Origin of the sequence: Herbiconiux sp. (assembly GCF_023264895.1) — a bacterium.
Lineage (GTDB): Bacteria > Actinomycetota > Actinomycetes > Actinomycetales > Microbacteriaceae > Herbiconiux.
In genome coordinates this window covers 34,107-58,596 of record NZ_JAHFUY010000028.1, presented here as the reverse complement: position 1 = coordinate 58,596, position 24,490 = coordinate 34,107, and the positions used below count along the sequence as shown (strand labels likewise).

Below are 24,490 nucleotides of genomic sequence, written 5' to 3'. Positions count from 1 at the left end.
CACGACGGAGCCCACGACCCCTCCGACGACGGCACCCACCACCCCGCCCACGACCGAGCCGACCCCGGGCCCCCAGCCCACCGAGAACCCGGTCGACCCGAAGCCGGCGGCCAACCCGACCCCGCTCGAGCTCTCCGCGACCGGTGTGGCCGCGGGCGGCACGATCAGCATGAAGGGTGCCGGCTTCTGGCCGAACGAGGACCTCGAGGTCACTCTGCACTCCGACCCGATCGAACTGGGCTTCCCCAAGGCCGACGCGAACGGTGCGTACTTCTACACCGCGCGCATCCCGGCCGGCGTGACCCCGGGGTCGCACCACATCGAGGTCCGCGGCCTCGAGTCGGGCGCGGTCGTGAAGGCTCCGATCACGATCCTCGCGAACGGCTCGGTGAGCACGGGCGTCAAGGATCTCGCGAACACCGGCGCCGGCTTCACCGGCACGGCCGTCGCGATCGCGGGCGGCCTGCTGCTCGCGGGCATCATCGCCCTCGCCGTGCTCTACATCCGCCGTCGTCCCACGGGAGGCACCGCGTGAACGCGACCCCCGCATCCGGACACACCCCTCCACGCACGAAGAAAGGCCGTCGGTCCATGACCACAACGCCCACCAGAGCCCGCTCCACGCGGCTGCTCGCGGGCCTCGCCACCGCCGCCGTCGCGGCGGCGATGTTCACCCCGGTGCTGGGGGCGAGCACCGCCGCCCAGGCCGCGGTCGCCACGCCGCTCCAGCAGCACGGCCCCTCGGTCATCCCGGACCGCATCGTGCTGACGCCCTCGGGCGACCTCTCGACGAGCCAGGCCGTGACCTGGCGCACCGCCACCACGGTCAACTCGCCGAAGGCGGAGCTCCGTGAGGCCACGGCCACGCCGTACCCCACGGGCATCCAGAAGATCGACGCCACCTCCACCACCACGGTGGCGGCGGGCGGCTGGGACGAGGAGTTCCACACGGTCGAGTTCACGGGCCTCACGCCCGCCACGCAGTACCAGTACCGCGTGGGCGACGGCACGAACTTCAGCGAGTGGCAGCACTTCACCACCGCGGCGGCGACGGCGGAGGACTTCTCGTTCATCTACCTCGGCGACGTGCAGAACGGCATCCTCTCCGACGCCAGCCGCGTCATCCGCAACGCCTTCCGTGACCGCCCCGACGCGAGCCTCGTGCTGCAGGCGGGCGACCTCATCGACGACGCGAACGACGACGCCCAGTGGGGCGAGGTGTTCGACGCCTCCGGCTACCAGTTCGGCACGCAGAACTTCCTCGCGGCCGCCGGCAACCACGAGTACGAGGGCGAGGAGCTCTCGAAGCAGTGGTCGGCGCAGTTCGCCTACCCCGAGAACGGCCCGAGCGGATCGGACGAGATCGAGGCGCTGCTGGATGGCACCGTCTACTACTCCGACTACCAGGGCGTGCGCTTCATCTCGCTCAACAGCAACATCACGGATGCCGCGGCGCTCGCGGTGCAGACCCAGTGGCTGAAGGAGACCCTCGAGTCGAACCCGAACAAGTGGACCGTGGTGTACTTCCACCAACCCGTGTTCTCGCTCGACGAGGGGCGCAACAACCGCGCCATCCGTGAGGCCTGGGTGCCGCTGTTCGAGGCGAACAACGTCGACCTCGTGCTGCAGGGCCACGACCACAACTACGGTCGCGGCAACACGAACGACGCCGAGGAGGGCAACCCCACCACCTGGAACGCCGACCTCAACTACGACGGACCGGTCTACGCCGTGTCGGTCGTCGGCTCGAAGATGTACGACGGAGCGGGCCCCCGCCTCTGGACCGAGAACGACGCGCACCTGAAGAAGCTGCAGGGCGGCGTGGAGCTCTACCAGCTCATCGACGTCGCGGGCGACACCATGCGCTACGAGTCGCGCACGGCCGACGGCCAGTACTTCGACGGTCTCACGATCGTCAAGAACGACGCCGGCAAGGCCGTGACCGACGACACCGCGCCCCAGACGATCGACCCGTCCGACCCCGGTGGACCGTGCCTCGGCTGCACGCCGAACCCGGATCCGACCGATCCCACCGACCCGACGGATCCGACCGATCCGGTCAAGACCGTCGACTACGAGGTCATCTCGTCGCTCGACTCGGTGAACAAGTCGAACGCCACCCTGCCCGCGGGCTCCGCCTTCTCGGAGGCGAAGGACGTGCTGTACCTGGGCGACCAGAACGGCCGGAACATCTTCGAGATGGACCCGGAGACCGATGAGATCCTGCGCACGATCACGCTGCCGGAGAACATCCGCGACCTGGGTATCGACGACGAGAAGGAGCTGCTGTACGTCGGTCAGCAGAACCGCAACTGGCTGGTCGTGTCCATCGCGGATGCGACGTTCGGTCAGGTCGTGCGCGGTCCGTTCTCGTTCCTCGAGTCGAACCGTTCGATCGACGTCGACCCCGTGCGGGGCTACGTCTACGGTGCGATGCCGTCGCGTGGTGTCGAGGTGCTGGATGCGGAGACGGGTGAGTCGATCGGTGTGATCGACGGCACGGAAGATGCGTACTACGTCGCTGCCGACCCGGTCAACGGACTAGTCACAACCACGCTCTTCCAGGAGACGGCGGATGCGGTGCAGCTGAAGACCTACGACGTCGAGGACGGCTTCGCTCTCGAGTGGGAGAAGACCACCCGCGTGAAGGCGCGTCAGCTCGACGTCGACTCCACGAACGGTCTGCTCTACGTGGGCTACACCGGAACGGCCGTGGGAACCGGCGGCTTCTCGGTGCACGACGTGCACACGGGAGCGCTGCTCGGCGACTTCGCCGACCCGAAGTACGGCAAGGACGGCTACGGCATCTCGGTCGACGAGGAGCGCCAGCGCGTGTTCGTCTCGAACCGCGACTTCCGCCTCAACCCGCCCGGCTCCGAGCTCGACGCGGTCTCGGTGACGGTCTCCGAGCGCATCCTTCCGGAGACGCTCGCCTACGACACCGTCGGGTCTCTCGACTCGGTGAACAAGTCGAACGCGGCGCTGCCGGCCGGATCCGCCTACTCGGCCTCGAAGGACGTTCTGTACCTGGGCGACCAGAACCGGCAGAACATCTTCGAGATGGATCCCGAGACCGATGAGATCCTGCGCACGATCACGCTGCCGGAGAACATCCGCGACCTGGGTATCGATGACGAGAAGGAGCTGCTGTACGTCGGTCAGCAGAACCGCAACTGGCTGGTCGTGTCGATCGCGGATGCGACGTTCGGTCAGATCGTGCGCGGTCCGTTCTCGTTCCTCGAGTCGAACCGTTCGATCGACGTCGACCCCGTGCGGGGCTACGTCTATGGTGCGATGCCTTCGCGTGGTGTCGAGGTGCTGGATGCCGAGACGGGCGAGTCGATCGGTGTGATCGACGGCACGGCGGGTGCGTACTACGTGGCCGCCGACCCGGCGAACGGATATGTCGCGACATCCTTCTTCGAGGATGTTCCCGACATCGTGCAGGTCGCCGCGTTCGACGTGGATGCGGGCTTCGAGCAGCTCTGGGAGTCGAAGGGGCGTGTGAATGCACGTCAGCTCGACATCGACTCCACGAACGGCCTGGTCTACGTGGGCTACACCGGAACGGCCGCGGGATCCGGAGGGTTCGCGGTGCACGACGTGCACACGGGAGCGCTGCTCGGCGACTTCGCCGACCCGATGTACGGCAAGGACGGCTACGGCATCTCGGTCGACGAGGAGCGTCAGCGGGTGTTCGTCTCGAACCGTGACTTCCGCCTCAACCCGCCCGGCTCCGAGCTCGACGCGGTCTCGGTGACGATCTCGCAGCGCCGGGGCGTCGAGGGGCCGGTCGACCCGACTGACCCCACGGATCCGACCGACCCCACCGATCCGACCGACCCGACGGATCCCACCGATCCCACCGACCCGACGGATCCGGAGCCGCCGGCCGGCACGGGCTACACGCCCACGCCGCTCGGGGCGATCCCGTCGTCCGAGAGCGCGCCCGACCTCGACCAGAAGCCGGTCGGCTCGGTCGTCGACCCGGCCACCGGTCACCTCTTCGTCGGCAACGAGCAGCGCCCGGCGCGCGTGCTCGAGATCGACCCGGCGACGGACACGGTGGTCGCGACCCACGCGATCCCGGGTGCCGAGACCGAGGGCGTGCGCGACGTCGCGATCGACTCCGCCACGGGCGAGCTGTATGTCGCCTACGGTGCGTCGTGGATCGTGCTCGACCTCGCGACCGACACCGTGAAGCGCGGACCGTTCGCGTTCGGCGCCAACGTGCGGGGCCTCGACGTCGATCTGGCCACCGGACGCGTCTACGGCGCGACCAGGGGCACGGGCTTCACGGTCATGGACGCCGCGACCGGGGCCGCGATCCAGACGGTCGAGACGGCGAGTGCGGGCACCTGGCAGAGCCACGGCATCGCCGTCGACTCCGCCTCGAACCGCCTCTACGTCACGAACGACAACGCCGGGGGCACGGAGGGCATCCGCGTCTACGACGCGACGTCGTTCGAGCTGCTGCAGTCGCTCGCGGTGGCGGCGCCCGACTACCGGTCGGTCGACGTCGACGGTGCGGCGGGCCGCGTGTACGTGGGTCACTCGCGTGACACCTTCGAGAACAGCGGCATCCGGGTGCTGAAGGCCGCGGATCTCACCGAGATCGCGAACTTCCCGGGCACCGCCTACGGCAACAAGGTCTACGGGGTCTCGGTCGACGAGAAGCTCGGCAAGGTCTACGTGTCGGCCCGCGACCGCTTCCCGACGGGCCTCATCGCCCTGCAGCGGGGGGAGTAGCGCCACCGCGCGGTGCCCCTCCGGGCACCGCGCGCGGACAATGGCGAACGTCGCGCCGACCGAGCTCCCTACGGGGCCGGTCGGCGCGACGTTCGTCTTTCTCCGCGTTCAGAACCGCCAGCCGCCGTCGGGCGGCGTCAGGCGGGGCGCGGTGCGCCGAGGCGGGCCGCCTGGGCGGCGGCCTCGGCGTGGGCGGCGGCGAGTTCGGCCTCGGAGCGGGGGAGCTGCGGCGCGAGGGCGGGCACGTCGCCCGCGAGGGTGAGGTTCGTCTCGATCACAGTGATCTCCATGCCGAGGGCGGTGCCGAGCACGAGACGGAGGGCGGGCACCTCGTGGTCCCAGCCCTCGGTGGGGGAGCCCGCGTCGTAGGAGGCGCCGCGGCTCGTCACGATCACGGCGGGTCGGCCGGCGAGCGGCTGCGTGTCGCCGTCGAAGGGCGCGGTGACGCCCGGCACGTGGATGTTGTCGATCCACGCCTTGAGCGACGACGGCAGCGAGTAGTTGTAGAGCGGAGCGCCCACGAGCAGCACGTCGGCGGCGAGCAGCTCGGCGATGAGCGACGCCTGCAGCGCCTCGGCGTCGGCGGGAGGCGCGGCCTCGGCGTGCCGGAGCCGCGGCGGCCAGTGCAGCGAGTCGTCGGCGAGGTGGGGCAGCGGGTCGCGGTGCAGATCGCGATGCGTCACGGTGTTGCCCACCGCCGCCTTCAGCCACGCCTCGCTGAAGGTGCGGCCGATCGCCCGCGAGCGCGAGCGCTCAACGGAGCCGGCGGAGGAGTCGAGATGCAGCAGATTGAGCATCCCCTCACGCTACCCGGCGGCGCGGGCGCGGGCGGTGGCGAGCACCGCGCGAGCCACCACCGTCTTCTGGATCTCGTTGGTGCCCTCCTCGAAGCGCTGCGCCCTGGCGTCGCGGTACACCCGCTCGATCGCGTTGCGCCGCCAGTAGCCCTGCCCGCCGTGGATCTGCAGCGCCCGGTCGGTGACCCGCCCGAGCATGTCGACGGCCACGATCTTCGACGCGCTCGACAGCGCCGCCGCATCCGGTGCCGAGCGCTCGTAGGCGCGCGCCGCCTCGAGCACGAGGGCCCGGGCGGCGGCGATGTCGGCGTAGTTCTCGGCCAGGTAGGCCTGGATGACGGGCCGCTCGGCGAGCGTCTTGCCGAACGTCGTGCGGGTGAGCGCGTAGGACGCCGCGAGCTCCTGGGCCCGCTCGGCGAGCCCCACGCAGCTCATCGCCACCGAGACCCGGCTCGGCAGCAGGAACCCGCCGAGCGCCACGGCGAGCCCCTCGCCCTCGGCGCCGATGCGCGCCGAGACGGGCACGGGGGTGTCGGTGAAGCGCAGGATCGCGTGGTCGGTGCCGCGCACGCCCATCGTGTCCGAGTCGTCGATCACCTCGGCGCCTGGCAGGCCGGAGTTCGGCACGAGCAGCGCCACGGTGCCCTCGGCCCCGGTGCTGCCCTCGAGCCGCGCGAAGAGCAGCCAGCGGTCGGCCTTCACGCCGAAGGTGATGAGGTGCTTCTCGCCGTTCAGTAGGTAGACGTCGCCGTCCCGGCGCACGGTGCTTCGGATATCGGCCCCGGTTCCCGCGGTGGCCTCGGTGAGCGTGAAGGCCACGAGCTCCTCACCGCTCACGGCGCGCTTCAGCACCTCGCGCTGTGCGTCGTCGACGAACGGCGCCATGGCGCGCCAGAGGCCGTTGTTGACGTGCACGAGCATCCGGATCGACCCGTGCGAGCGCGAGATGATCTCGAGCAGCTCCAGATAGCGGGCGAACGGGATGCCGCGCCCGCCGAGCTCCTCGGGGGCGGCGAGGCTCAGCCAGCCCCGGTCGCGGAGCTCGGCGTAGAGCTCCGCGGGCACGTCGCCGAGCTCCTCGATGCGCTCCGACCACTCCTCGCCGGGCCCGCGCACCCAGGCGTCGAGCTCGGCCTTCAGCTGTTCGAACTCCGTGTCGCTCGCACTCACGCTCACGCACTCTCCTTCTGTCGCTCGCGCTCCACGAGCGCGGCGGCGCGCTCCCGCAGCAGGTTCTTCTGGATCTTGCCCACCGCGTTGCGCGGCAGCTCCCCGATGGTCTCGAGTCGCTCCGGCCAGTAGTACTTCGACACGCCCCGCTCGCCGAGATAGCCCTGCAGCTCGGCGAACCCGAGCGGATGCGCCGGATCGGCGGCCACCACGAACGCGCACGCGCGCTCGCCGAGGCGGGGGTCGGGCATGGCCACGATGGCCACGTCTCTCACAGCCGGATGCGCGAACAGCAGGTTCTCGATCTCGACCACCGGCACCTTCTCGCCGCCGCGGTTGATGACATCCTTCACCCGCCCCGTGATGTGCAGGAACCCGTCGGCGTCGAGCACGGCCCGGTCGCCCGTGCGGTACCAGCCGTCGGCGGTGAACACCTCGGCGGTGAGGTCGGGGCGGTCGAGGTAGCCGAGGAACATCGTGGGGCTCGAGAGCTCGTAGTCGCCCTCGTGTCCGGCGGGGAGCTCGGCCCCCTCGTCGTCGACGATGCGCACGCGGATGCCGGCGAGCGGCCGGCCGTCGGTTCCCCAGGCGGAGCCCGGCGGGTCGGTGGGCGCCGAGAGCGTGCCGAGGCAGGTCTCGGTGGTGCCGAACGCCCCGAGCACCGCCGCGCCGAGCACACCGGTGGCGCGGGCTGCGAGCTCGCGCGGCACCGCGGCGCCGGTGGCGACGAAGATGCGCAGGCTCGAGGGCGGGGGAGCCCCCACCTCGACGGCCGCGACGACGTCCATCAGGAACGGCGTGGCCGCCTGCACGAACGTGGCACCTTCCCGGCGGAAGGCCTGGTCGAGGGCGACCCCGGCATCCCACACCGGCTGCACGACCGCCGCGACGCCGAGCCGCCAGCTGAGCAGGAGCCCGTAGAGGAAGCCGGTCTGGTGGGCGAGCGGCGAGGGGATGAAGATGCGGTCGTCGGCGCCGAGACCGAGGTGGGCGATCTCGAGCGCGGTGGCGAGGGCGAGCGTGCCGTGCCGGTGCTGCACGCCCTTGGGCTCGCCCGTGGTGCCCGAGGTGAAGAGCAGCTGCGCGATGTCGTCGGCGCCCGGCCGGCGTCGCTCGATCTCGGCCCGCGACGCCGCATCCGGAGCCGAAGCCGGAGCCGAATCCGGGGCGGCATCCGTGTCGAAGTCGTGCCAGGCGAGCTGCAGCCCGGGGGTGGTCGGCGGCACGAAGGGGCCAGAGCCGGCGCTCGAACTCGAGCCCGCGCGCACCGCGCCCGCGGGATCCACGTCTCCCACCACGACCACGTGCTCGAGCGCGAGCGGTCGCTCCTGCCGGGAGGCCTCCGCCACGACGCCCGCCACCTCGGCCGCGTGCCGGCGCCCGCGGAACGAGCGCGGCGCGATGAGCACCCTGGCCTTCGAGCGCGCGAGCACCATCGCCACCTCGCGTTCGCCGAAGACCGGCATCACGGGGGCCACGACGGCGCCGATCTGCAGCACCCCGAGGGTCACCGCCACGGTCTCCGCCCAGTTCGGCAGCTGGAACGCGACGGCCTCGCCCGACCGCACCCCGAGCCGCAGCAGCAGCGCCGAGACGCCGTCGGCCCGCCTCCGCAGCTCGTCGCGCCTGAGGGTCACGGGCCGGTCGCCGACCTCGATGACGGCCGCCGCCGTCGCATCCGCCTCGACGAGCTCGTCCACAGGCGCCGTGAGCCCGGCGTCGCCAGGGCCCGCCGCGGTCTCCGTCATGATGCGACCACCGAGGGCGCCTCGGCGGTCGCCGTGCGCTCCTGCACCGAGGTGATCGACAGGTCGAGCCCCACCCCGTTCATCGCGTCGAGGAACGTCGGGTACGAGATCCGGTAGGCCCGCGGATACGTCAGCCGCGACTCGCCCTCGGCACGCGTGGCCGCCACGGCGAGCGACATGAGCACCCGGTGGTCGTTGAACGACGACATCGGTGCGCCCCGGAGCCCGTCGACTCCCCGCACGGTGAGGGTGTCGCCCTCGTCGACGAGGTCTCCGCCGAGCTTGTTGAGCTGCAGCATGGCGTTCACCCGGTCGCTCTCCTTCAGCCGGATGTGCCCGATCGTGCGGAGCGTCGACGTGCCCCGCGCGAAGGTCGCGAGCGCCGAGACCACGGGCAGGAGGTCCGGGATGCGACGGCAGTCGAGATCCACGGGCTGCAGGTCGACCCCGTCGTGCCGCACGCGCACGAACCCGGTCGCCGCATCCGTCTCGAGCGGGAGCCCCATGCCCGACACGATGTCGAGGAAGTCGGCCTCGGGGTGATCCGTGTCGGCACCCGTCGTGGCCGAGAGCCCGCGGAACAGCACGTTCGAGGGGTGGAGCGCGGTGGCGGCCAGCCCGAACGCCGCCGAGCCGATGTCGGGCGGGATGACGTAGTGGGTCGGCGCGGCCGTCTGTCCCGCCGGCACGGTGAAGTGCCGCCAGTCATCGGAGTGCTCCACCGCGAGCCCGAACTGCCGCATCATGTGCACCGTGAGCTCCACGTAGGGCTGCTCGTTGAGCTCGCCCACGATCTCGATGGTCGTCTCCCGCCCGGCGAAGGGCGCCACGAGCAGCAGCCCCGAGATCCACTGCGAGAGCGTGCCGGCGATCCGCACGTGCCCTCCGGTGGGCCGCCCGGGCTGCACGGTGATGGGCGGCCTGTCGTTCTCGGCGCGGTAGCGGATGCCGAGCGAGTCGAGCGAGTCGAGCAGCGCCTTGATCGGCCGGCGCTGGAAGTACTTCATGCCCGTGAGCGTGAGCGGCTTGTCGGCCAGCGCGGCGAGCCCGGTCATGAAGTAGAGCGTGGTGCCGGAGGATCCGACGTTCAGCACCCCGCCGGCCGAGCTCGACCCGTGGTCGACGACGTTCCCGCTCGTGTCGTAGGGGCCGCCGTGCACGACGTAGCCCTCGGCGGTCACGTCGATCCGGGTGCCGAGCGCCCGCAGCACGCCGATGGTCCAGACCACCTGGCGGGTGTCCGAGAGCCCGGTGATGACGCTCCGGCCCGGCGCGAGCGAGGCGAGCACGAGGGCCCGGTGGGCGTGGTACTTCGAGACCGGGATGCTCAACTCGCCGGAGACCGCCGACCCGGTCCCGTTCACGAACAGATGCACGACTCCATGATGCCGCACCCCGTATGTCCGGCGCGTTACGTGACGGCTCAGAGCGTGGTGCGCACGAGCGGCCGGTCGGTGTCCGTGAGCCGGATGTCGACCGAGCGGATGTCGGTGGTCGGGATCCGCGTCGAGGCCGACAGGCTGCCGGCCTCCGTGCCCGTCGCGCTCCAGCTCGCGACCGTGGTCTCGACTCCTTCCGCATCCGTCACCACGAGGTCGTAGTCGACCGGCTCGTAGACATCGGTCGGCTCCACGCGGTAGCTGCAGTTCCAGTCGAAGCGCGTGCCCCAGCCCTTCTCCGAGACGGTGAGCTCGGCGTCGAGCCAGCCTGGCTCCACCTGGGCCATGGCGCGCACGACACCGGGCGAGGCCGTGCTCGTGGCCTGGGCCTCGGGTGCGGGTGCCGTCGGCGCGGTGCCGCCGAATCCCAGCCCGATGCCGGCGAGCAGGCCCACCGCCGCCACGAGCACGCCGCCGCCTGCCACGAGGGCTCCGAGCCGCCGCCGCGCCCGCCGTCGGCTGCGGCCCGCACGGCGGGCGAGATCCTGCACCCGACCAGGCTCCTCCGAGGACGAGGACGACGACGAGGACGAGGAAGAAGAGGAGCCCGGCACGGGGTCGCCGGCAAGCAGCGCCTCCGCCTCCGCCGGAGTGAGCCGGCCGAGGAGGCCGGGCAGGCCTGCGATCTCGCTCACGGCCTTCGCGCACGCGGGGCACACGGCCAGGTGGCGCTCGAAGCTGCGCCGCTCGTCGGGGCTCAGCAGCCCCGCCACGTAGGCGGCATCCCAGTCGCTGAATTCGTCGTTCACTCCGTCACCCCCCTCTCCTGCAGTGCGAGCCTCAGTGCCCGCAGTGCGTAGTGCAGCCGCGACCGCACGGTGCCGGCCGGAATGCCCTCGTGCCGCCCGATCTCGACCGCCGACTGGCCGAGGTAGAACGAGCGCACCACCACGGCGCGGTGCTCGAGGCTCAGGGCCTGCAGCGAGTCGGCCAGCAGCCAGCGGTCGAGCACGGCGTCGATCGCCTCGGTGCCGTCGGCTGCGCCCGTGCCTTCGAGGCCGCGCACGCGCGGACCGTCCGGCACCTCGTCGACGCCGAACTCGCGTTGGTGCCGAGCGCTCCGGCGGTCGTCGATCACGAGGTTCCTGGCCACGGTGAACAGCCACGCCCGCGCCTCGTCGTCGCTCTGCTCGAGGATGGCGGGCTTCTTCCAGGCCCGCAGCAGCGCCTCCTGCACCACGTCCTGGGTGAAGCCCTCGTCGCGGGTGAGGCGGAGCACGTAGCGGTGCAGCGCGGGCGCGTGCGCATCGTGCACCGCCCGCAGCAGCTCGGCTTGATCGTCGGTCATCGCGCGCGCACCTCCACCCCTGTCAACGGGGCCGCGCCCGAAAACGTTCACGGGGTGCGGAACAGGCCCGCGGCCGCATCCTCGGGCGCCCGCTGCTTCATCACGAAGTGCTGCTTCTTGCCGGTGGCCGTGTAGGGCAGCTCGGGCACGAACGCGTAGCGGCGCGGGCGCTTGAAGCGGGCGAGCGCCACACTGTCGCGGCAATGCGTCTCGAGGGCGGCTGCGGCGGCCTGCGGATCGCTCGCCGCGAGGGCGGCCAGCTCACCGCGCGGCACGACGTAGGCCACCACGACCTCGCCCCACTCCGCATCCGGCAGCCCCGTCACGATGCTGTCGGCCACGTCGGGGTGCGCGGCGAGCACCTCCTCGACCTGCACCGGATGCACGTTCTCGCCACCCGTGATGATCATGTCGTCCTTCCGGCCGATGATCGTCACCATCTCGGTCTCGTCCCAGGTCGCGAGATCGCCCGGGTACATCCAGCCGCCCCGGAACTTGCGCTCCTGCTCCCCGGGGTTGCCGAGGTAGGCGTAGCCGCTCTTGATGCTCCGCATGATGACCTCGCCCACCTTCCGGCCGTCCTTCGCCACGGTGTCGGTCGGATCGGCGAACCGGTCGTCGTAGACCTTCACCACGGCCACGTCGTCGTCGAGGCACGCGCGGCCCGCCGCACCGGCCGCCTCGGGAAGGTCCTCTGGCCGGAGGTAGGTGTTCCAGAACGCCTCCGTGGTGCCGTAGCCGTTCGCGATCCGCCGGGTGAGGGTCGACTGGTAGCGGAGGGCCGCCGCGCGGTCGAGCGGCGCGCCCATCGTGACGATGCCCGAGAGGGAGGAGAGGTCGCGCGGCGACGCCTCCTGCTCGTCGGCGAGCCGCTCGAGGTTGGTGGGGGCGCCGATCACGTAGGTGAGGCCGTGGCGTTCGATCAGATCGAGCACGAGCCCCGGTTCGAACTGGGGGAGGGTGACCACCTCGCTGCCCACGTAGAAGGCGGTGTTGGGGCCCGCGCAGTAGTTGCCGCCGCGGTGGAACCACGGCGACATGTTGAGGGTGCGGTCGGTGGGCGAGAGCGGGAAGTGCATGATGGCGTCGTGCGCGCTCAGCACCTCGTTGAGGCTCGTGAGCGGCACCGCCTTCGGCATGCCGGTGGTGCCGGAGGTGTAGAGCCGCGACGTCTCGTCCCACACCGTCGCCCCCTCGGGCGCCCCGAACGAGGGCGCGCCCTCGACGAGCAGCTCGGCGAAGTCGATGGCGCCGGCGACTCCCGGGTCTCCATCCGGGGCCCGCCCCACCGACACGAGGGTCTCGGGCGCGAAGCCGGAGAGCTCGAGCGCCTTGCGCACGTCGGCGCTCGCCGAGGCCTCGAACACGAACACGCGGGGGCGGGATCCGGTCAGGATGTGCGCGGTCTCGGCGGGAGCGAGCCGGAAGTTCAGCGGCGACGACACGGCGCGGAGCCCCTGCGCCGCCACGTAGAGGAACGCGAACTCCGGCCGGTTGATGAGCTGGTAGCCCACCAGGTCGCCCACACCCACGCCCCGCTCGGCGAGGCCGGCCACGAGGGATCCGGTGATCTCGCCGAGCTCGCGGTAGGTGTAGGACCGGCCCGTGGTCGAGTCGGTGATGGCCGTGCGGCCGGCATAGCGGTGGGTGTTGCGCTCGACCGCGGCGGCATAGGTGAAGTGCTGCTCGAACACGTCCCGGAAGGCGCTCGTGTCGTAGTCGGTGTTGGGCGTGGAGTGGCTCATCGGTGCGGCTCTCTTCTCGACTGCAGAGTGCGACGGCAGGGGGTCGTCGCGCCGGTCAGCGGGTACCGCGTACCCCCCGTCCGGGCTCTATCAGGTATATCGCCTTTTCGCTAGGCTGACCCCGCTCGCGCTCCCGAAAGCGTGCGGGCCGACAGGATCCAGGGGGACCATTCCATGGCGACGAAGCCGTCCACAACGCACTCGCGTTCCATCCACCGACTGCTCGCCTGCGCGGGCACCGTCGCACTCGTCGCCGGGGGCCTCCTGGCCACCGGTGGCGCTGCGAACGCCGCGCAGCCGGCCGAACCCGTCGTCTTCGACGAGGTCGGATTCCACGTCTGGACCGTTCCGGAAGGCGTCACCGAGGTCGCCGTGTCGCTCGTGGGCGGCTCCGGCGGAAAGGGCGGCGGCACGAACGGCGGTGCCGGCGGCCTCGGCGCGGTGGTCTCGGGCACCCAAGCCGTGACACCCGGCCAGGAGTTCGCGGTGATCGTGGGCCAGGCCGGCGGATCGGGGTCGGCACCCGGCGAAGACGGCGAGAACGGTTCCGCTCCCCTCGCAGCCGCGGGAATCGGTGAGGGCGGCACGGGCTACACCGACGGCGGCGACGGCGGCGACGGATCGTTCCTCGCCCGTGACGGCGGCGGTGGCGGCGGTTCGAGCGCCTTCGGCGACTACGACGCCGGCCCCACGCTCGCCGCGGTGGCTGCGGGCGGTGCCGGCGGTGCCGGCCGCGGCGTCGTGGGCTTCTGCGTCGGTGGCGACGGCGGCAACGCCGGTGAAGACGGCAAGGCTCCGCGCGACGACGAGACCGTGGCCCCCGAGGGTGACCCCGACTTCGGGCTGCGCTGCCTGGCGGAGGGCGACGGCGGCGTCGTGAACGCCTCCGACGACGGCAACGGCGACTCCGGCGAGTCGGTCCTGTTCCTCGGCGGTGGCGGCGGCGGCGGTGGCGCGAGCTTCTACGGAGACGGCGTCTCGGGCGGTGGCGGCGGCGACGCCGGTGCCCTGCTTCTCGCCGACGACGGCGACCCCGAGACCCCCGAGGGCTCCACGGGCCAGGTCGACGCCGTCTTCGGCCTCGGCGGTGGTGGTGGCGGCGGCGCCGGCGGCGGGAGCATCTACGGGTCGCTCACGAACGCGAGCGACGGCTTCGGCGAGGCGGGCGACGGATCGGTGACCATCACCTACTCGGTCGAGTACCAGACCGAGACGACGCTGGCGGTCTCCCCGGCCTCCGCGGTCTTCGGCGACGAGATCGTCGTGACCGCCTCGGTCGAGAACCTCACCACCTCCGCGGTGCCCTCCGGCGACGTGGTGCTCGTGGTCGAGCAGCCCCTCGGCGCCACGGGCGACACGGCGCCGCTCGCGGCGGTCGAGCCCATGACGGCGACGCTCGTCGACGGCGAAGCGGTCTTCACGATCGAGAGCGGCACGATCGACGCCGGGGCCTACCACCTCACCGCGGTCTACCAGCCGACCCCGATCTCGCCCTTCGGCGGATCCGAGGCCGACACCACCCTCCAGGTGGCCAGGATCGCCACGACGACCCAGCTCGCCGTCGACCCCACCACGGTGCAGGCCGAGAAGCAGACCGTCATGACCGCCACGGTCGTCGGCGCCGTCGGCGTCGTGCCGACGGGTGACATCGCGTTCTACTACGACGGGGAGCTCCTCGGCAGCGAGCCGCTCGCCTCCGGGTCGAACTCGGTCGACGTGCCGATCAGCTTCATCCCGGTGGGACCGGCGACGATCACGGCGCGCTACCTCGGCGACGTCAACTTCGAGCCGTCGGACAGCAACCCGGTGGACATCACCGTGACGCCGATCCCGACGCCGACACCGACGCCCACCCCGACGCCGAAGCCCGCCACGAAGCCCGCGGGCCTCGCGAACACGGGTTCCGGCGCCGCCGACATCCTCCCGTGGTCGCTGCTGCTCCTCGCGGGTGGCGCACTGGTGGCCGGCGCCGCCGGAGCGGTCCGGGTGCGCGCCCGCCGCTGACCCGGCATCGCGCACTCCCCGAGCGTCGTGCACGCCGTCAGACGACGGCGTGCACGACGCCGCCCACCACGAGGGCGACGATCGACGTCCAGCCCGCGATCGCGATGGCCTGCCAGAGCAGCACACGGGCCTTCGAGACACCGCCGGCCGCGAGCATCGTCGCGGTGAACTGGGTGGGCAGCAGCAGGGGGCCGAGGAGGCTCACCCCCGGCACGCCGTAGCGGTCGAGGGCCCGCTGGAACTTCGCCCGGCGGGCCGCCTTGCGGGCGGACTCCGGCTCGGGCTTCAGCTCCGGCCCGGTCCCCGACCCGGCGGACACATGATCCGCCGCGTCGAGCGGTCCAGCGGGTGCACCCGCGACCACGCTCTCCCGCGCCTCTTCCCGGGCCGCGAGGCGCACGCGGCGCCGGTTCACGATCGCCGAGCGGGCACCGGATGACGCGAGCACGAGCACGGTCACGCAGAGGAAGTTGCCTGCGGCACCCGCGATCACGGCTACGACGGGGTGCAGCCCGCCCAGGATGCCGATCGTCGCGGCACCCTCGCCCTCGATGAAGGGCACGGCGCCCGCGAGCGCCACGATGAGGGGCTGGAGGAGCTCGGGCACCTGGCCGACCAGCTCCTGGAATCGGGCGATCAGATCCATCACGCATCTCCTGTCGTCGGGGAGGGATCCTGTCGACCCCGCCTCTGGACACCAGCCCATCGCATCCGGAGCCGCCCCGGCAGTGCCCGGGTGTCACCGCTTTCCGGGTCATCCGTCCGCCCCGGCCATGACATCTGTCACGGATCTAGGGTGGGAGGGTGACCAGCCCCTCCGACCCCGCCGCACCGCGCGCGACGTCGCGCGGCGTCACCGCCACCTGGTGGTACACCGTCTCGGCGATCGTCTTCCTCGAGCTCATGCTCGTGCTGCTCTGGCCGGCCACCCTCCTGCAGGCGGGGTTCGACGGGCCGGTGCTTCTCGTGGTGCTCGTGGGCGGGTTGATCTGGTGCGCCTCGACGGCTCCGCTCCTCCGCGCCTACCGCCATCGCACGGGCGAGACCACCACGCTGCCCTGGCGGCACACGCTCGCCCCGCTCCTGATCGCGGCGGCCTTCGGCGTGGTCGCGTTCTCCCTCACGGGCCTGTGGCTGCTGCTGCTCGCGCCGGTGGCGCAGACCCTGCAGCTCCTCGACTGGCCGCGCTCGGTGCGGGCGAGGCTCGTGATCGCGCTCACGGCGGTGCTCGTGGGCCTCTGGGTGGTCGACGCGCAGCGCTTCACGGGGGAGCCGCCCGAGTTCGATGCGGATCCCTTCCTGTTCGGATTCTTCTCCGCAGCCCTGCCCTTCATGTCGGTGCTCTCGCTGTGGTGGTGGGACGTGCTGATCGCCCTCGACCGGGCCCGCATCTCGGAGGCGCGGCTCGCCGCCACCCAGGAGCGGCTGCGGGTGGCGACCGACGTGCACGACCTGCAGGGGCACCACCTGCAGGTCATCGCCCTGCAGCTCGAGCTCGCCGAACGACTCCTCGATCAGGATCCCGCCGCGGCCCTCGAGCAGCTGCGGGCGGCGCGGGGGAGCGTCGACGAGGCGCGGCAGGGCACGCGCGACCTCGCGCTCCGCTTCCGCTCGGTGCCCCTCCGCGACGAGCTCGCCAACGCGCGCGACCTGCTGCGGGCGGCGGGCATCGCGGCCGAGACGTCGGTGGCTCCGGATGCCGATGACGCGCCCGCCGCGGTCTTCGGCCCGGTCATCCGCGAGACCACCACGAACGTGCTGCGCCACGGCGGCGGGCGCTCGGCCCGGCTGTCGCTCGCGCGGGAGGGCGGGGTGTGGCGCTACGAGATCCGCAACGACGTCGCGGACTCGGGCGCTGCGGGTGACACTCCGGATGGGGAGACCCCGGATGGCGGGACCCGGGAGGGCTCCGGCCTCGACGGCATCGCGCGTCGCGCCGGGGAGGCCGGCGGCGCGCTCGAGGTGCACCGCGGCGACGACGGGTTCACCGTGGTCGTGACCGCTCCGGCCGGGGCGGTGACGGCACGATGACGGCCGATCCTGGGCGCCCCGTCATCCGGGTGCTGCTCGCCGACGACGAGGGCATGATCCGCTCCGCCCTCGCGGCCCTGCTCCGGCTCGAGGGCGACATCGACGTGATCGCCGAGTGCGCCGACGGCCTGCAGGCGGTGGCCGAGGCCGAGCGGCTGCAGCCGGACGTGTGCCTGCTCGACCTCGAGATGCCCGGCCTCGACGGTGTGGAGGTGGCGGAGCGGCTGCGGCGCACGATCGCGGCTCGGTGCGTGGTGGTCACGCGGCATGCGCGCCCTGGAGTGCTCCGGCGCGCGCTCTCCGCCGGGGTCGCGGGCTTCCTGCCGAAGTCGCGCGACGCCGGGGAGGTGGCCGCGGTCATCCGCCGGGTGGCCGCGGGGGCCCGCTACGTCGATCCTGAGATCGCCGCCGACGCCCTGAGCGACGAGCGGTGCCCGCTCACCGACCGCGAGCTCGACGTGCTGCGGGCCGGCCGCCGCGGTGAGACGACGGCGCAGATCGCCCGCGCCCTCTCCCTGGCCCCCGGCACCGTGCGCAACCACGTCTCGGCCATCCTCGCCAAGCTCGCGGTCGACACCCGCCAGCAGGCCGTCCTCCTCGCCCAAGACCGAGGCTGGATCTGACCCCCCACCCCCAGTTCTGCCGAGACGTCACTTTCCACGCCAAAACAGCTCGGGATGTGCAGAAAGTGACGGTTCGGCAGAGGGTGGGGGCAGTGGGGAAGGGGAGGGGAGGTAGGGTGGCGGCATGACGAGCGGGCCGGTCGACGCGGTCGTGGTGGGCAGTGGCCCGAACGGCCTCGCGGCCGCCGTCACGCTCGCGCGGGCCGGGCTCTCGGTGCGGGTGTTCGAGGCCGCGGGGTCGCCCGGCGGAGGAGCGCGCACCGCCGAGCTCACGCTGCCGGGGCACCTGCACGACGTGTGCTCCGCCGTGCATCCGATGGCCTTGGCGTCGCCGTTCTTCCGCGACTTCGACCTCGCCTCGAGGGTCCAGTTCGTCTCGCCCGAGATCTCCTACGCCCACGTGCTCGAAGGAGGCCGCGCGGCCCTCGCCCGCCGCGATCTCGGGCAGACCGCCGCCGACCTCGGCGCCGACGGTCCCGCCTGGCGCCGGCTCTTCGCCCCCCTGCTCGAGCGCAGGGATGCGGTGGTCGACTTCGCGATGTCCCCGCTTCTCCGCGTGCCCCGCGATCCGCTCGCCGCCGCCGCGTTCGGCACCCGGGTGCTCTCGACCGCCCGGTCCGCGTCGGCCGGCTTCCGCACCGACGAGGCGAGCGGCCTGCTCGCCGGCCTCTCCGCCCACTCCATCGGTCCCGTCGCCGCGTTCGGCGCCCGCGGTGCAGGACTCCTCCTCGGCATGCTCGCGCACACCCCGGGCGGCTGGCCCATCCCGATCGGCGGATCGCAGGCGATCGTCGACGCCCTCGCCGCCGACCTCCGCGCCCACGGCGGCGAGATCGTCACCGAGACCCGGATCGACTCCCTGCTCGACCTGCCCTCCTCGCACGCCGTGCTCCTCGACGTCACCCCCCGCGCCCTCGAGGCCATCGGCGGCGAGCTGCTGCCGCTCGGCTACCGCAGTGCGCTCCGCCAGTTCCGCTACGGCAACGCGGCCTCGAAGGTCGATTACGTGCTCGACGGCCCCGTGCCGTGGACGAACGCCGAGGTCGCGGGCGCCGGCACCGTGCACCTCGCGGGCTCGGGTGCCGAGGTCGACGAGGGGGAGCGGCAGATCGCGCGCGGCCGCCACCCCGAGCATCCGTTCGTGCTGGTCTCGCAGCCGAGCACGGTCGACCCGGGGCGGGCGCCAGAGGGCCACCAGGTGCTCTGGGCCTACACCCACGTGCCCCGCGGCTCCGGCCGCGACATGACCGAAGCCGTCACCGCCCGCATCGAGGAGTTCGCTCCCGGTTTCCGCGACCGCATCGTGGCCTCCGCCGCCATCCCGGCCTCGGCGCTCGCCCTCTACAACGCCAACTACATCGGCGGCGACATCGCGAGCGGCGCTGCGTCGTTCTCGCAGCTGCTCGCCCGGCCCGTCGTCTCTGGCACGCCCTGGCGCACGCCGCTCGACGGCGTCTACCTCTGCTCCGCGAGCGCCACTCCGGGCCCCGGGGTCCACGGCATGGGGGGCTGGCACGCGGCCCGCACGGCCCTCCGCGACGTCTTCGGCATCACCGAAGCCCCGTCGCTCGCCCCCTGAGCCGGCGCCGGTCACACCCGGCCACCGGCCGGCCGCTCGCCCGCCCCTCAGAGGTCGAGCGAGTCGCCCGGCTGCAGCCCGAAGAACTCGCCGCCGCCCTGCTCGGTGGCCCACTGGATCCGGTCGTTCGCCATCGACTTCCCCGCCAACGACAGCACCATCTCGTGCGTCGGGAACGAGCGCTTGGGCTTCACCTCGAGCACGTAGTCCATGGCCTCGGCGATCTTCATCCACGGCGCGCCCGCCGGCACCGCGAGCAGGTCGACCTCGACGCCCTCGGGCACAGCCCAGGAGTCGCCGGGGTAGTAGAGCACCTCGTCGATGAGCACCCCCACGTTGTCGACCACGGGGATGGACGAGTGGATGACCGCGTGCCGGCCGCCGAAGAACCGCAGCGGGAACGGCCCCGCCTCCACCGAGTCTCCCGGATCGACCCGCGTCACCGCGATGCCCGCCTCACCCGCGGCCGCCACGACGCCCTCCGGTCCGTAGACCACGGCGTCGGGGGAGGCGTCGAGGATGCGGCGCAGCTGCTCCGGGGTCCAGTGGTCGGGGTGCTCGTGGGTGATGACCACGGCCACCGTGCCCACGGCGTCGGTGATGGGGGTGGTGAACATGCCGGGGTCGACGAAGAGCCGGCGTCCGGACTTCTCCAGCAGCAGGCCGGCGTGCTCGAATTTCGTGAGTCTCATATCCTGACTCAACACCGAGCATCCGGGGCCTGCAACCCGGCGGCGGCCGGTGCGCGATAATCGGGGGAATGGCCACTCCAGCGAAGCGGATCGTCGTCGCGATCAACCCGAACGCCTCCTTCGGCAGAACCCGGGCGGTCGGCCCCGCCGTCGTCGCGGCCCTGCGCGCCCGAGGGCACGACGTGGTGCCCCAGAGCGCCCCCGACTACGAGGGGCTCGTGCGCGTGGTGCGGAGCGCCCTCGCGGCCCCGACAGACGCCCTCGTGGTGGTGGGGGGAGACGGCATGGTCAACCTCGGTGTGAACCTCGTGGCGGGCACCGGCGTGCCTCTCGGCATCGTGCCCACCGGCACGGGAAACGACTTCGCCACCGGCCTCGGCATCCCGGCAGGCGATCCGGATGCGGCCATCGCCGTGCTCACCGCGGCCCTCGAGGCCGGCCCCCGGGTGATCGACGCGGCGCGCGTGACGGGCGGCGACGATCCGGAGCGCTGGTTCGCCGGGGTGCTCTCGGCGGGCTTCGACGCCGCCGTCAACGACCGTGCCAACCGCATGCGCCGCCCCCGCGGGGCCTCCCGGTACGTGCTCGCCCTCCTCGCCGAGCTGGCCACGCTGAAGACCAGGCACTACGTGCTCGAGATCGACGGCGAGCGGATCGAGGTCGACTCCGGCCTCCTCTCGGTGGCCAACAACACCACCATCGGCGGCGGCATGCGCATCGCTCCCGACGCGCTGCTCGACGACGGCCTGCTGGATGTGTTCATCGTGGCGCCGGTCTCGCGCACGCGCTTCATCCGGCTGTTCCCCAAGGTCTTCTCGGGCACCCACGCGGGCCTCGACGTCGTGGAGTTCCGCCGCGGGCGCCGCGTCACGGTCTCGTCGCCGGGGGTCGTGGGCTACGCCGACGGAGAGCGTTTCGGCGAGCTGCCGCTCACCGTGGAGGTCGTTCCGGGGGCGCTGTCGGTGCTCGCGGATCGCTCGATTTGAGAACCGCTTCATCTGTGTGGCATACTCGTTGAGTTGCAAAAACGGCCCCATCGTTTAGCGGCCTAGGACGTCGCCCTCTCACGGCGGTAACGCGGGTTCAAATCCCGCTGGGGTCACAGAACACCAGAAAGCCTCCGGTTCAGCCGGAGGCTTTCTGCGTTGCTGGCGCAGGTTTTCTGCGCTGCCGGGGCTCCACCGGCACCGGTCGCATCCCCCGATCGGGCGGTGCCGCGCACCAGGCGGCTTCGCTAGCGTGAAGCCATGACATCCACCTCGTGGGGCGGCCTCCTCACCCTCGTCGCGATCGCGATCACCACGCTCTCCCTCGTCGTGCTGCACGTCGTGCCGAGCGGCCTCAAGCCGCTCCGCGACCCCGTGAGCCAGTACGGCATCACGCGCTTCAAGGGCTGGTACGCCGCCGCAGCCATCACCGCGGGCGTCGCGGGCATCGGAGCCATCGTGGTGTTCGCCGACGTCCCGGGGTCGATCGCCACCGTCATCCTGCTCGCCGTGTTCGCGGGCGCCCGCATCGTCATCCCGTTCGTGCCGATGGACGCCCCCGACACCGGTCCCACCCGCCGGGGCCGGCTGCACAACGTGCTCGCGTTCCTCGCCTTCGGTGCGGTGACCGCGGCGGGGTTCGTGGCGGCGGGCCTCCTGCACGACACCAACCACGCCGGTGCCTCCACGCTCTCGACCGTCTTCGCCGCCGTCATGGCCGTCGGTGCGATCGGCCTGCTCGTCACGCGTCTCAGCCACCGGATGCGCGGCCTCTTCGGTGCCGCCGAGCGCCTGATCTACCTCGGCTTCATCGCCTGGTTCGTGCTCGTGGGCGCGACCGCGCTCGGTGCGGCCTGACCTCCGCCTCCTGGCAGGGCCGCGGGTCGGTTGTCGCGATCGGTGCACCGGAGTTCACTGGGGAGCACGACAACGGAAGGACCGCGATGAGCGACAAGAACGAGAACGTCGACCTGAGCGACGTGGAGTACCCGGACTACGCGGGCTACCCCGACGGCGAGGGCACGGTCGGCAACGGCCCCACCACCGAGACCGAGCCCTCGGGCGTGGACCCCACGGTCGCCGACGAGCCGGAGGACGCCGACACCGACGTCCCCACCGACGAGCAGTCCCTCGAAGAGAACGACGGCTGACCCAGGCGACAGGGCCCTCCCACCCGACCCGAGGTGGCACCGTCGCCGCGAAGCGACGGCGGCGCCACATGTCCCCTGCGCCGCAGAGGCGGCGGCGCAGCAGCTAGCGCAGCAGCAGCTAGCGCAGCACGCTGCGCGTGAAGCTCTCGAGGCGCGAGGTCAGGCCCGCGGCGCGCATCGCGACGAGCGCGTCCGGGTCGGGCTGCATCTCGGAGGCGGGCGGCACGATCCGGATCAGGTTCGAGCAGCCGAAATCGGCGCAGATGTAGGTGCCCACGGTCGATCCGTCGAACCCCGCCTGGCCGGCTCGAGGCGCCGTGAACAGCGTGACCTGCACGCCGGGAAGCGGGGTGCGGCAGAGCGTGCACATCGAGGAGATGCCGGGCCGGGTGCGCGATCCGGCGGCCTTCAGCACCATGCCCACGGGGCGGCCGTCCTGCCAGAACACGATGTAGCCCCGGTGGATGGCGTGCACGTCGCGCCAGCCGAGGAACTCGCGATCCTCCCAGACGATCTCGTGCAGGCCCGGCAGCGTCATGCGCTCCAGTTCGAGCTCGCTGATGTTCGTGAAGGAACCGCGGATCTCCGCCTCGGTGAGTGGCTGCATCGACTACGAGCCTAAACCTTCGGGGCGGTCCCCCGGGCGCCGGCGCCGGATGCCTGGGCGATCGCGTCGGCCGCCCGCACCAGCGCGAGGTGCGAGAACGCCTGAGGTGTGTTGCCCACCTGCCGCGCCCCCTGCACGTCGTACTCCTCGGCCAGCAGCCCCACGTCGTTCGCGAGCCCCACCAGGCGGTCCATGAGTGCCGTCGCATCCGTGAGCCGCCCCGACCGGGCGTACTGCCCCACGAGCCAGAACGAGCAGGCGAGGAACGGATGCTCACCGCCGGGCAGCCCGTCGACCCCGGACTCCGTTCGGTAGCGCAGCAGCAGGCCCTCGTGCAGGAGGTCCTCCTCGATCGCCGTGACCGTGCCGAGCATCCGCGGATCGTCGGCGGCCACGAAGCCGATCTGCGAGAGCAGCAGCAGCGACGCGTCGACCTCGGTGCTGCCGTAGTGCTGCACGAAGGTGTTGCGCGCCGGGTCGTACCCTTGCGTCTCGATCTCGGTGCGCAGGGTGTCCCGGATGCCCGCCCACAGGTCGGCGTCGCCTGCCAGCCCGTACTCGCGCACGGCCTCCACCCCGCAGGAGAACGCCGCCCAGATCATGGCGCGCGAGTGCGTGAACGCCACCTGCGGGCCGCGGATCTCCCAGATCCCGTTGTCGGGCCGCTGCCAGTTCTCGGCGAGGAAGCCGAGGAGCGCCCGCTGCAGGGGCCAGGAGTACTCGTCCTCGTCGACCCCGATGCGGCGGGCCTCGCGGAGCGCGATCATGAGCTCGCCGAAGATGTCGCCCTGGTACTGCTCCGAGGCGCCGTTGCCGACGCGCACGGGGGCGGCCGGAACCGGCGGAACCGGACCGCCGCCCGCATCCGCCCCGCTCGCCGGCTCGGTGTACCCCGGCAGGCTGTCCACGACGTACTCGGTGAGCCGCCGCTCGCCGCCGAGCCCGTACATCGTCTGGATGTCGGCCGGGTCGCCCGCGATGGCGCGCAGGAGCCATCGCCGCCAGTGCCCGGTCTCCTCCTCGTAGCCGTGCAGCATGAGCGCCGAGAGGGTGAGCGAGGCGTCGCGGATCCAGGTGTAGCGGTAGTCCCAGTTGCGCGGCCCGCCGAACTGCTCGGGCAGGCTCGTGGTGGCCGCGGCCACGATGCCGCCGGTCTCCTCGTGGGTGAGCGCGCGCAGCACGAGCAGCGAGCGGCGGACGATGGCGGAGTAGGGATCGGGGAGGTCGCTCGCGTCGGCCCATGACGTCCACCACGACGCCGTCGACTCGAGCGCCGCATCGACGTCGACGGCGCGCGGCGGCGAGAGGTGCGAGCGGAACCAGGAGAGCTGGATGTCGACCACCTCGCCCTCGGCGACCTCGAACGACGACTCGTGCACGTGGTCGCTCGCCCTGAGTGCGGGCCCCCGCACGATCACGGCATCCGGCCCCGCCACCGCCACGATCGCGTTGCCGCCGTGCTCGGGCGCCTGGCGGAGCCACGGCAGGGCGTCGGCGTAGCCGAAGCGGATGGCGAGCTCCTGGTGCATCCGCACCCGCCCGGAGATGCCCCGGATGCGCCGGACCACCGTGCGGTACGGCGACTCCGGCAGCATCGTGTCGACCACCTCGACCTCGCCTTCGGGCGTCTGCCACCGGGTCGAGAGCAGGAACGTATCTCCCAGGTAGCTCCGGGTCGCCGTCGCGTCAGCCGAAGCGGGGGCCACGAGCCAGCGCCCGTGCTCGGGCGTGCCGAGCAGGGCCGCGAACGACGAGGGGGAGTCGAACCGGGGGAGGCAGAGCCAGTCGATGCTCCCGTCGATCCCCACGAGGGCGGCCGTGTGACAGTCGCCGATGAGCGCGTAGTCCTCGATGCGCAGAGCCATGAGCCGATTCTGTCAG

At 72.1% G+C, this 24,490-nt stretch carries 19 protein-coding genes, 1 tRNA gene and 1 pseudogene; 10 read left to right on the top strand and 11 right to left on the bottom strand.

Annotation, left to right across the window (positions count from 1 at the left end):
* Positions 1-535, top strand: a pseudogene (locus tag Q0D57_RS06585) (hypothetical protein); the annotation flags it as partial.
* Positions 536-591: 56 nt separating this feature from the next.
* Positions 592-4,749 carry a metallophosphoesterase gene (locus tag Q0D57_RS06580; RefSeq protein ID WP_291040101.1) on the top strand — a complete coding sequence of 1,386 codons (4,158 nt, stop codon included), beginning with the start codon at positions 592-594 and terminating at the stop codon, positions 4,747-4,749.
* Positions 4,750-4,886: 137 nt separating this feature from the next.
* On the opposite strand, the gene Q0D57_RS06575 is transcribed toward Q0D57_RS06580, so the two are convergent.
* The 7 genes from Q0D57_RS06575 to Q0D57_RS06545 are packed head-to-tail and all read right to left on the bottom strand — an operon-like array spanning position 4,887 to position 12,936.
* Positions 4,887-5,546 (bottom strand): NAD(P)H-dependent oxidoreductase, encoded by a 660-nt coding sequence (locus Q0D57_RS06575; RefSeq protein WP_291040100.1) that lies wholly within the window; start codon positions 5,544-5,546, stop codon positions 4,887-4,889.
* Between the two features lie 9 nt (positions 5,547-5,555).
* Positions 5,556-6,722, bottom strand: a complete 1,167-nt coding sequence (locus tag Q0D57_RS06570; RefSeq protein ID WP_291040098.1) for an acyl-CoA dehydrogenase family protein — start codon at positions 6,720-6,722, stop codon at positions 5,556-5,558.
* A complete protein-coding gene (locus Q0D57_RS06565) occupies positions 6,719-8,464 on the bottom strand; it encodes an AMP-binding protein (protein ID WP_291040095.1) in 1,746 nt (581 codons plus the stop codon). The genes Q0D57_RS06570 and Q0D57_RS06565 overlap by 4 nt, the downstream gene beginning before the upstream one ends.
* Positions 8,461-9,840 (bottom strand): 3-phosphoshikimate 1-carboxyvinyltransferase, encoded by a 1,380-nt coding sequence (gene aroA / locus Q0D57_RS06560; RefSeq protein ID WP_291040093.1) that lies wholly within the window; start codon positions 9,838-9,840, stop codon positions 8,461-8,463. Before aroA ends, Q0D57_RS06565 begins: the two co-directional genes overlap by 4 nt.
* Before the next feature lie 47 nt (positions 9,841-9,887).
* Entirely contained in the window at positions 9,888-10,652 is a 765-nt protein-coding gene (locus Q0D57_RS06555) for a zf-HC2 domain-containing protein (protein WP_291040091.1), read from the bottom strand.
* A complete protein-coding gene (locus Q0D57_RS06550) occupies positions 10,649-11,191 on the bottom strand; it encodes a sigma-70 family RNA polymerase sigma factor (RefSeq protein WP_291040089.1) in 543 nt (180 codons plus the stop codon). Before Q0D57_RS06550 ends, Q0D57_RS06555 begins: the two co-directional genes overlap by 4 nt.
* A gap of 47 nt (positions 11,192-11,238) precedes the next feature.
* The gene (locus Q0D57_RS06545; RefSeq protein ID WP_291040087.1) at positions 11,239-12,936 is read right to left on the bottom strand and encodes an AMP-binding protein; all 1,698 of its coding nucleotides are present in this window, start codon (positions 12,934-12,936) and stop codon (positions 11,239-11,241) included.
* Between the two features lie 174 nt (positions 12,937-13,110).
* Here Q0D57_RS06545 and Q0D57_RS06540 point away from each other — a divergent pair, with 174 nt between their 5' ends.
* Complete coding sequence (locus Q0D57_RS06540) at positions 13,111-14,940, top strand: Ig-like domain-containing protein (protein ID WP_291040084.1); 1,830 nt, start codon at positions 13,111-13,113, stop codon at positions 14,938-14,940.
* 37 nt (positions 14,941-14,977) lie between these two features.
* Here the strand turns inward: Q0D57_RS06540 and Q0D57_RS06535 are convergent, their stop codons facing one another.
* The gene (locus Q0D57_RS06535) at positions 14,978-15,586 is read right to left on the bottom strand and encodes a small multidrug efflux protein (protein WP_291040082.1); all 609 of its coding nucleotides are present in this window, start codon (positions 15,584-15,586) and stop codon (positions 14,978-14,980) included.
* 158 nt (positions 15,587-15,744) lie between these two features.
* On the opposite strand from Q0D57_RS06535, the gene Q0D57_RS06530 reads away from it, so the two are divergent.
* The 3 genes from Q0D57_RS06530 to Q0D57_RS06520 all read left to right on the top strand — a co-directional run bounded on the left by Q0D57_RS06530 (position 15,745) and on the right by Q0D57_RS06520 (position 19,173).
* Positions 15,745-16,971, top strand: coding sequence for a histidine kinase (locus Q0D57_RS06530; RefSeq protein ID WP_291040078.1), 1,227 nt, complete (start codon positions 15,745-15,747; stop codon positions 16,969-16,971).
* Positions 16,968-17,594: a response regulator transcription factor gene (locus Q0D57_RS06525; protein WP_291040076.1), complete on the top strand. Its 627-nt coding sequence runs from the start codon at positions 16,968-16,970 to the stop codon at positions 17,592-17,594. The genes Q0D57_RS06530 and Q0D57_RS06525 overlap by 4 nt, the downstream gene beginning before the upstream one ends.
* Before the next feature lie 124 nt (positions 17,595-17,718).
* A complete protein-coding gene (locus Q0D57_RS06520; protein WP_291040074.1) occupies positions 17,719-19,173 on the top strand; it encodes an NAD(P)/FAD-dependent oxidoreductase in 1,455 nt (484 codons plus the stop codon).
* 47 nt (positions 19,174-19,220) lie between these two features.
* Here Q0D57_RS06520 and Q0D57_RS06515 read toward each other — a convergent pair whose 3' ends face one another.
* Entirely contained in the window at positions 19,221-19,865 is a 645-nt protein-coding gene (locus Q0D57_RS06515) for an MBL fold metallo-hydrolase (RefSeq protein ID WP_291040071.1), read from the bottom strand.
* Between the two features lie 68 nt (positions 19,866-19,933).
* Here Q0D57_RS06515 and Q0D57_RS06510 point away from each other — a divergent pair, with 68 nt between their 5' ends.
* The 4 genes from Q0D57_RS06510 to Q0D57_RS06495 all read left to right on the top strand — a co-directional run bounded on the left by Q0D57_RS06510 (position 19,934) and on the right by Q0D57_RS06495 (position 22,002).
* Positions 19,934-20,851 carry a diacylglycerol kinase family protein gene (locus Q0D57_RS06510; RefSeq protein ID WP_291040069.1) on the top strand — a complete coding sequence of 306 codons (918 nt, stop codon included), beginning with the start codon at positions 19,934-19,936 and terminating at the stop codon, positions 20,849-20,851.
* Positions 20,852-20,894: 43 nt separating this feature from the next.
* Positions 20,895-20,967: transfer RNA gene (locus tag Q0D57_RS06505), tRNA-Glu, on the top strand.
* A gap of 145 nt (positions 20,968-21,112) precedes the next feature.
* The gene (locus Q0D57_RS06500; RefSeq protein ID WP_291040066.1) at positions 21,113-21,709 is read left to right on the top strand and encodes a DUF998 domain-containing protein; all 597 of its coding nucleotides are present in this window, start codon (positions 21,113-21,115) and stop codon (positions 21,707-21,709) included.
* 86 nt (positions 21,710-21,795) lie between these two features.
* Positions 21,796-22,002, top strand: a complete 207-nt coding sequence (locus Q0D57_RS06495) for a hypothetical protein (RefSeq protein WP_291040064.1) — start codon at positions 21,796-21,798, stop codon at positions 22,000-22,002.
* Positions 22,003-22,120: 118 nt separating this feature from the next.
* Here the strand turns inward: Q0D57_RS06495 and Q0D57_RS06490 are convergent, their stop codons facing one another.
* Together Q0D57_RS06490 and Q0D57_RS06485 are read right to left on the bottom strand one after the other, a co-directional pair.
* Positions 22,121-22,609, bottom strand: a complete 489-nt coding sequence (locus Q0D57_RS06490; RefSeq protein ID WP_291040062.1) for an FBP domain-containing protein — start codon at positions 22,607-22,609, stop codon at positions 22,121-22,123.
* A gap of 11 nt (positions 22,610-22,620) precedes the next feature.
* On the bottom strand, positions 22,621-24,474 hold the full coding sequence (locus Q0D57_RS06485) for a glycoside hydrolase family 15 protein (protein WP_291040059.1): 1,854 nt from the start codon (positions 24,472-24,474) through the stop codon (positions 22,621-22,623).
* Positions 24,475-24,490: the final 16 nt, after the last annotated feature.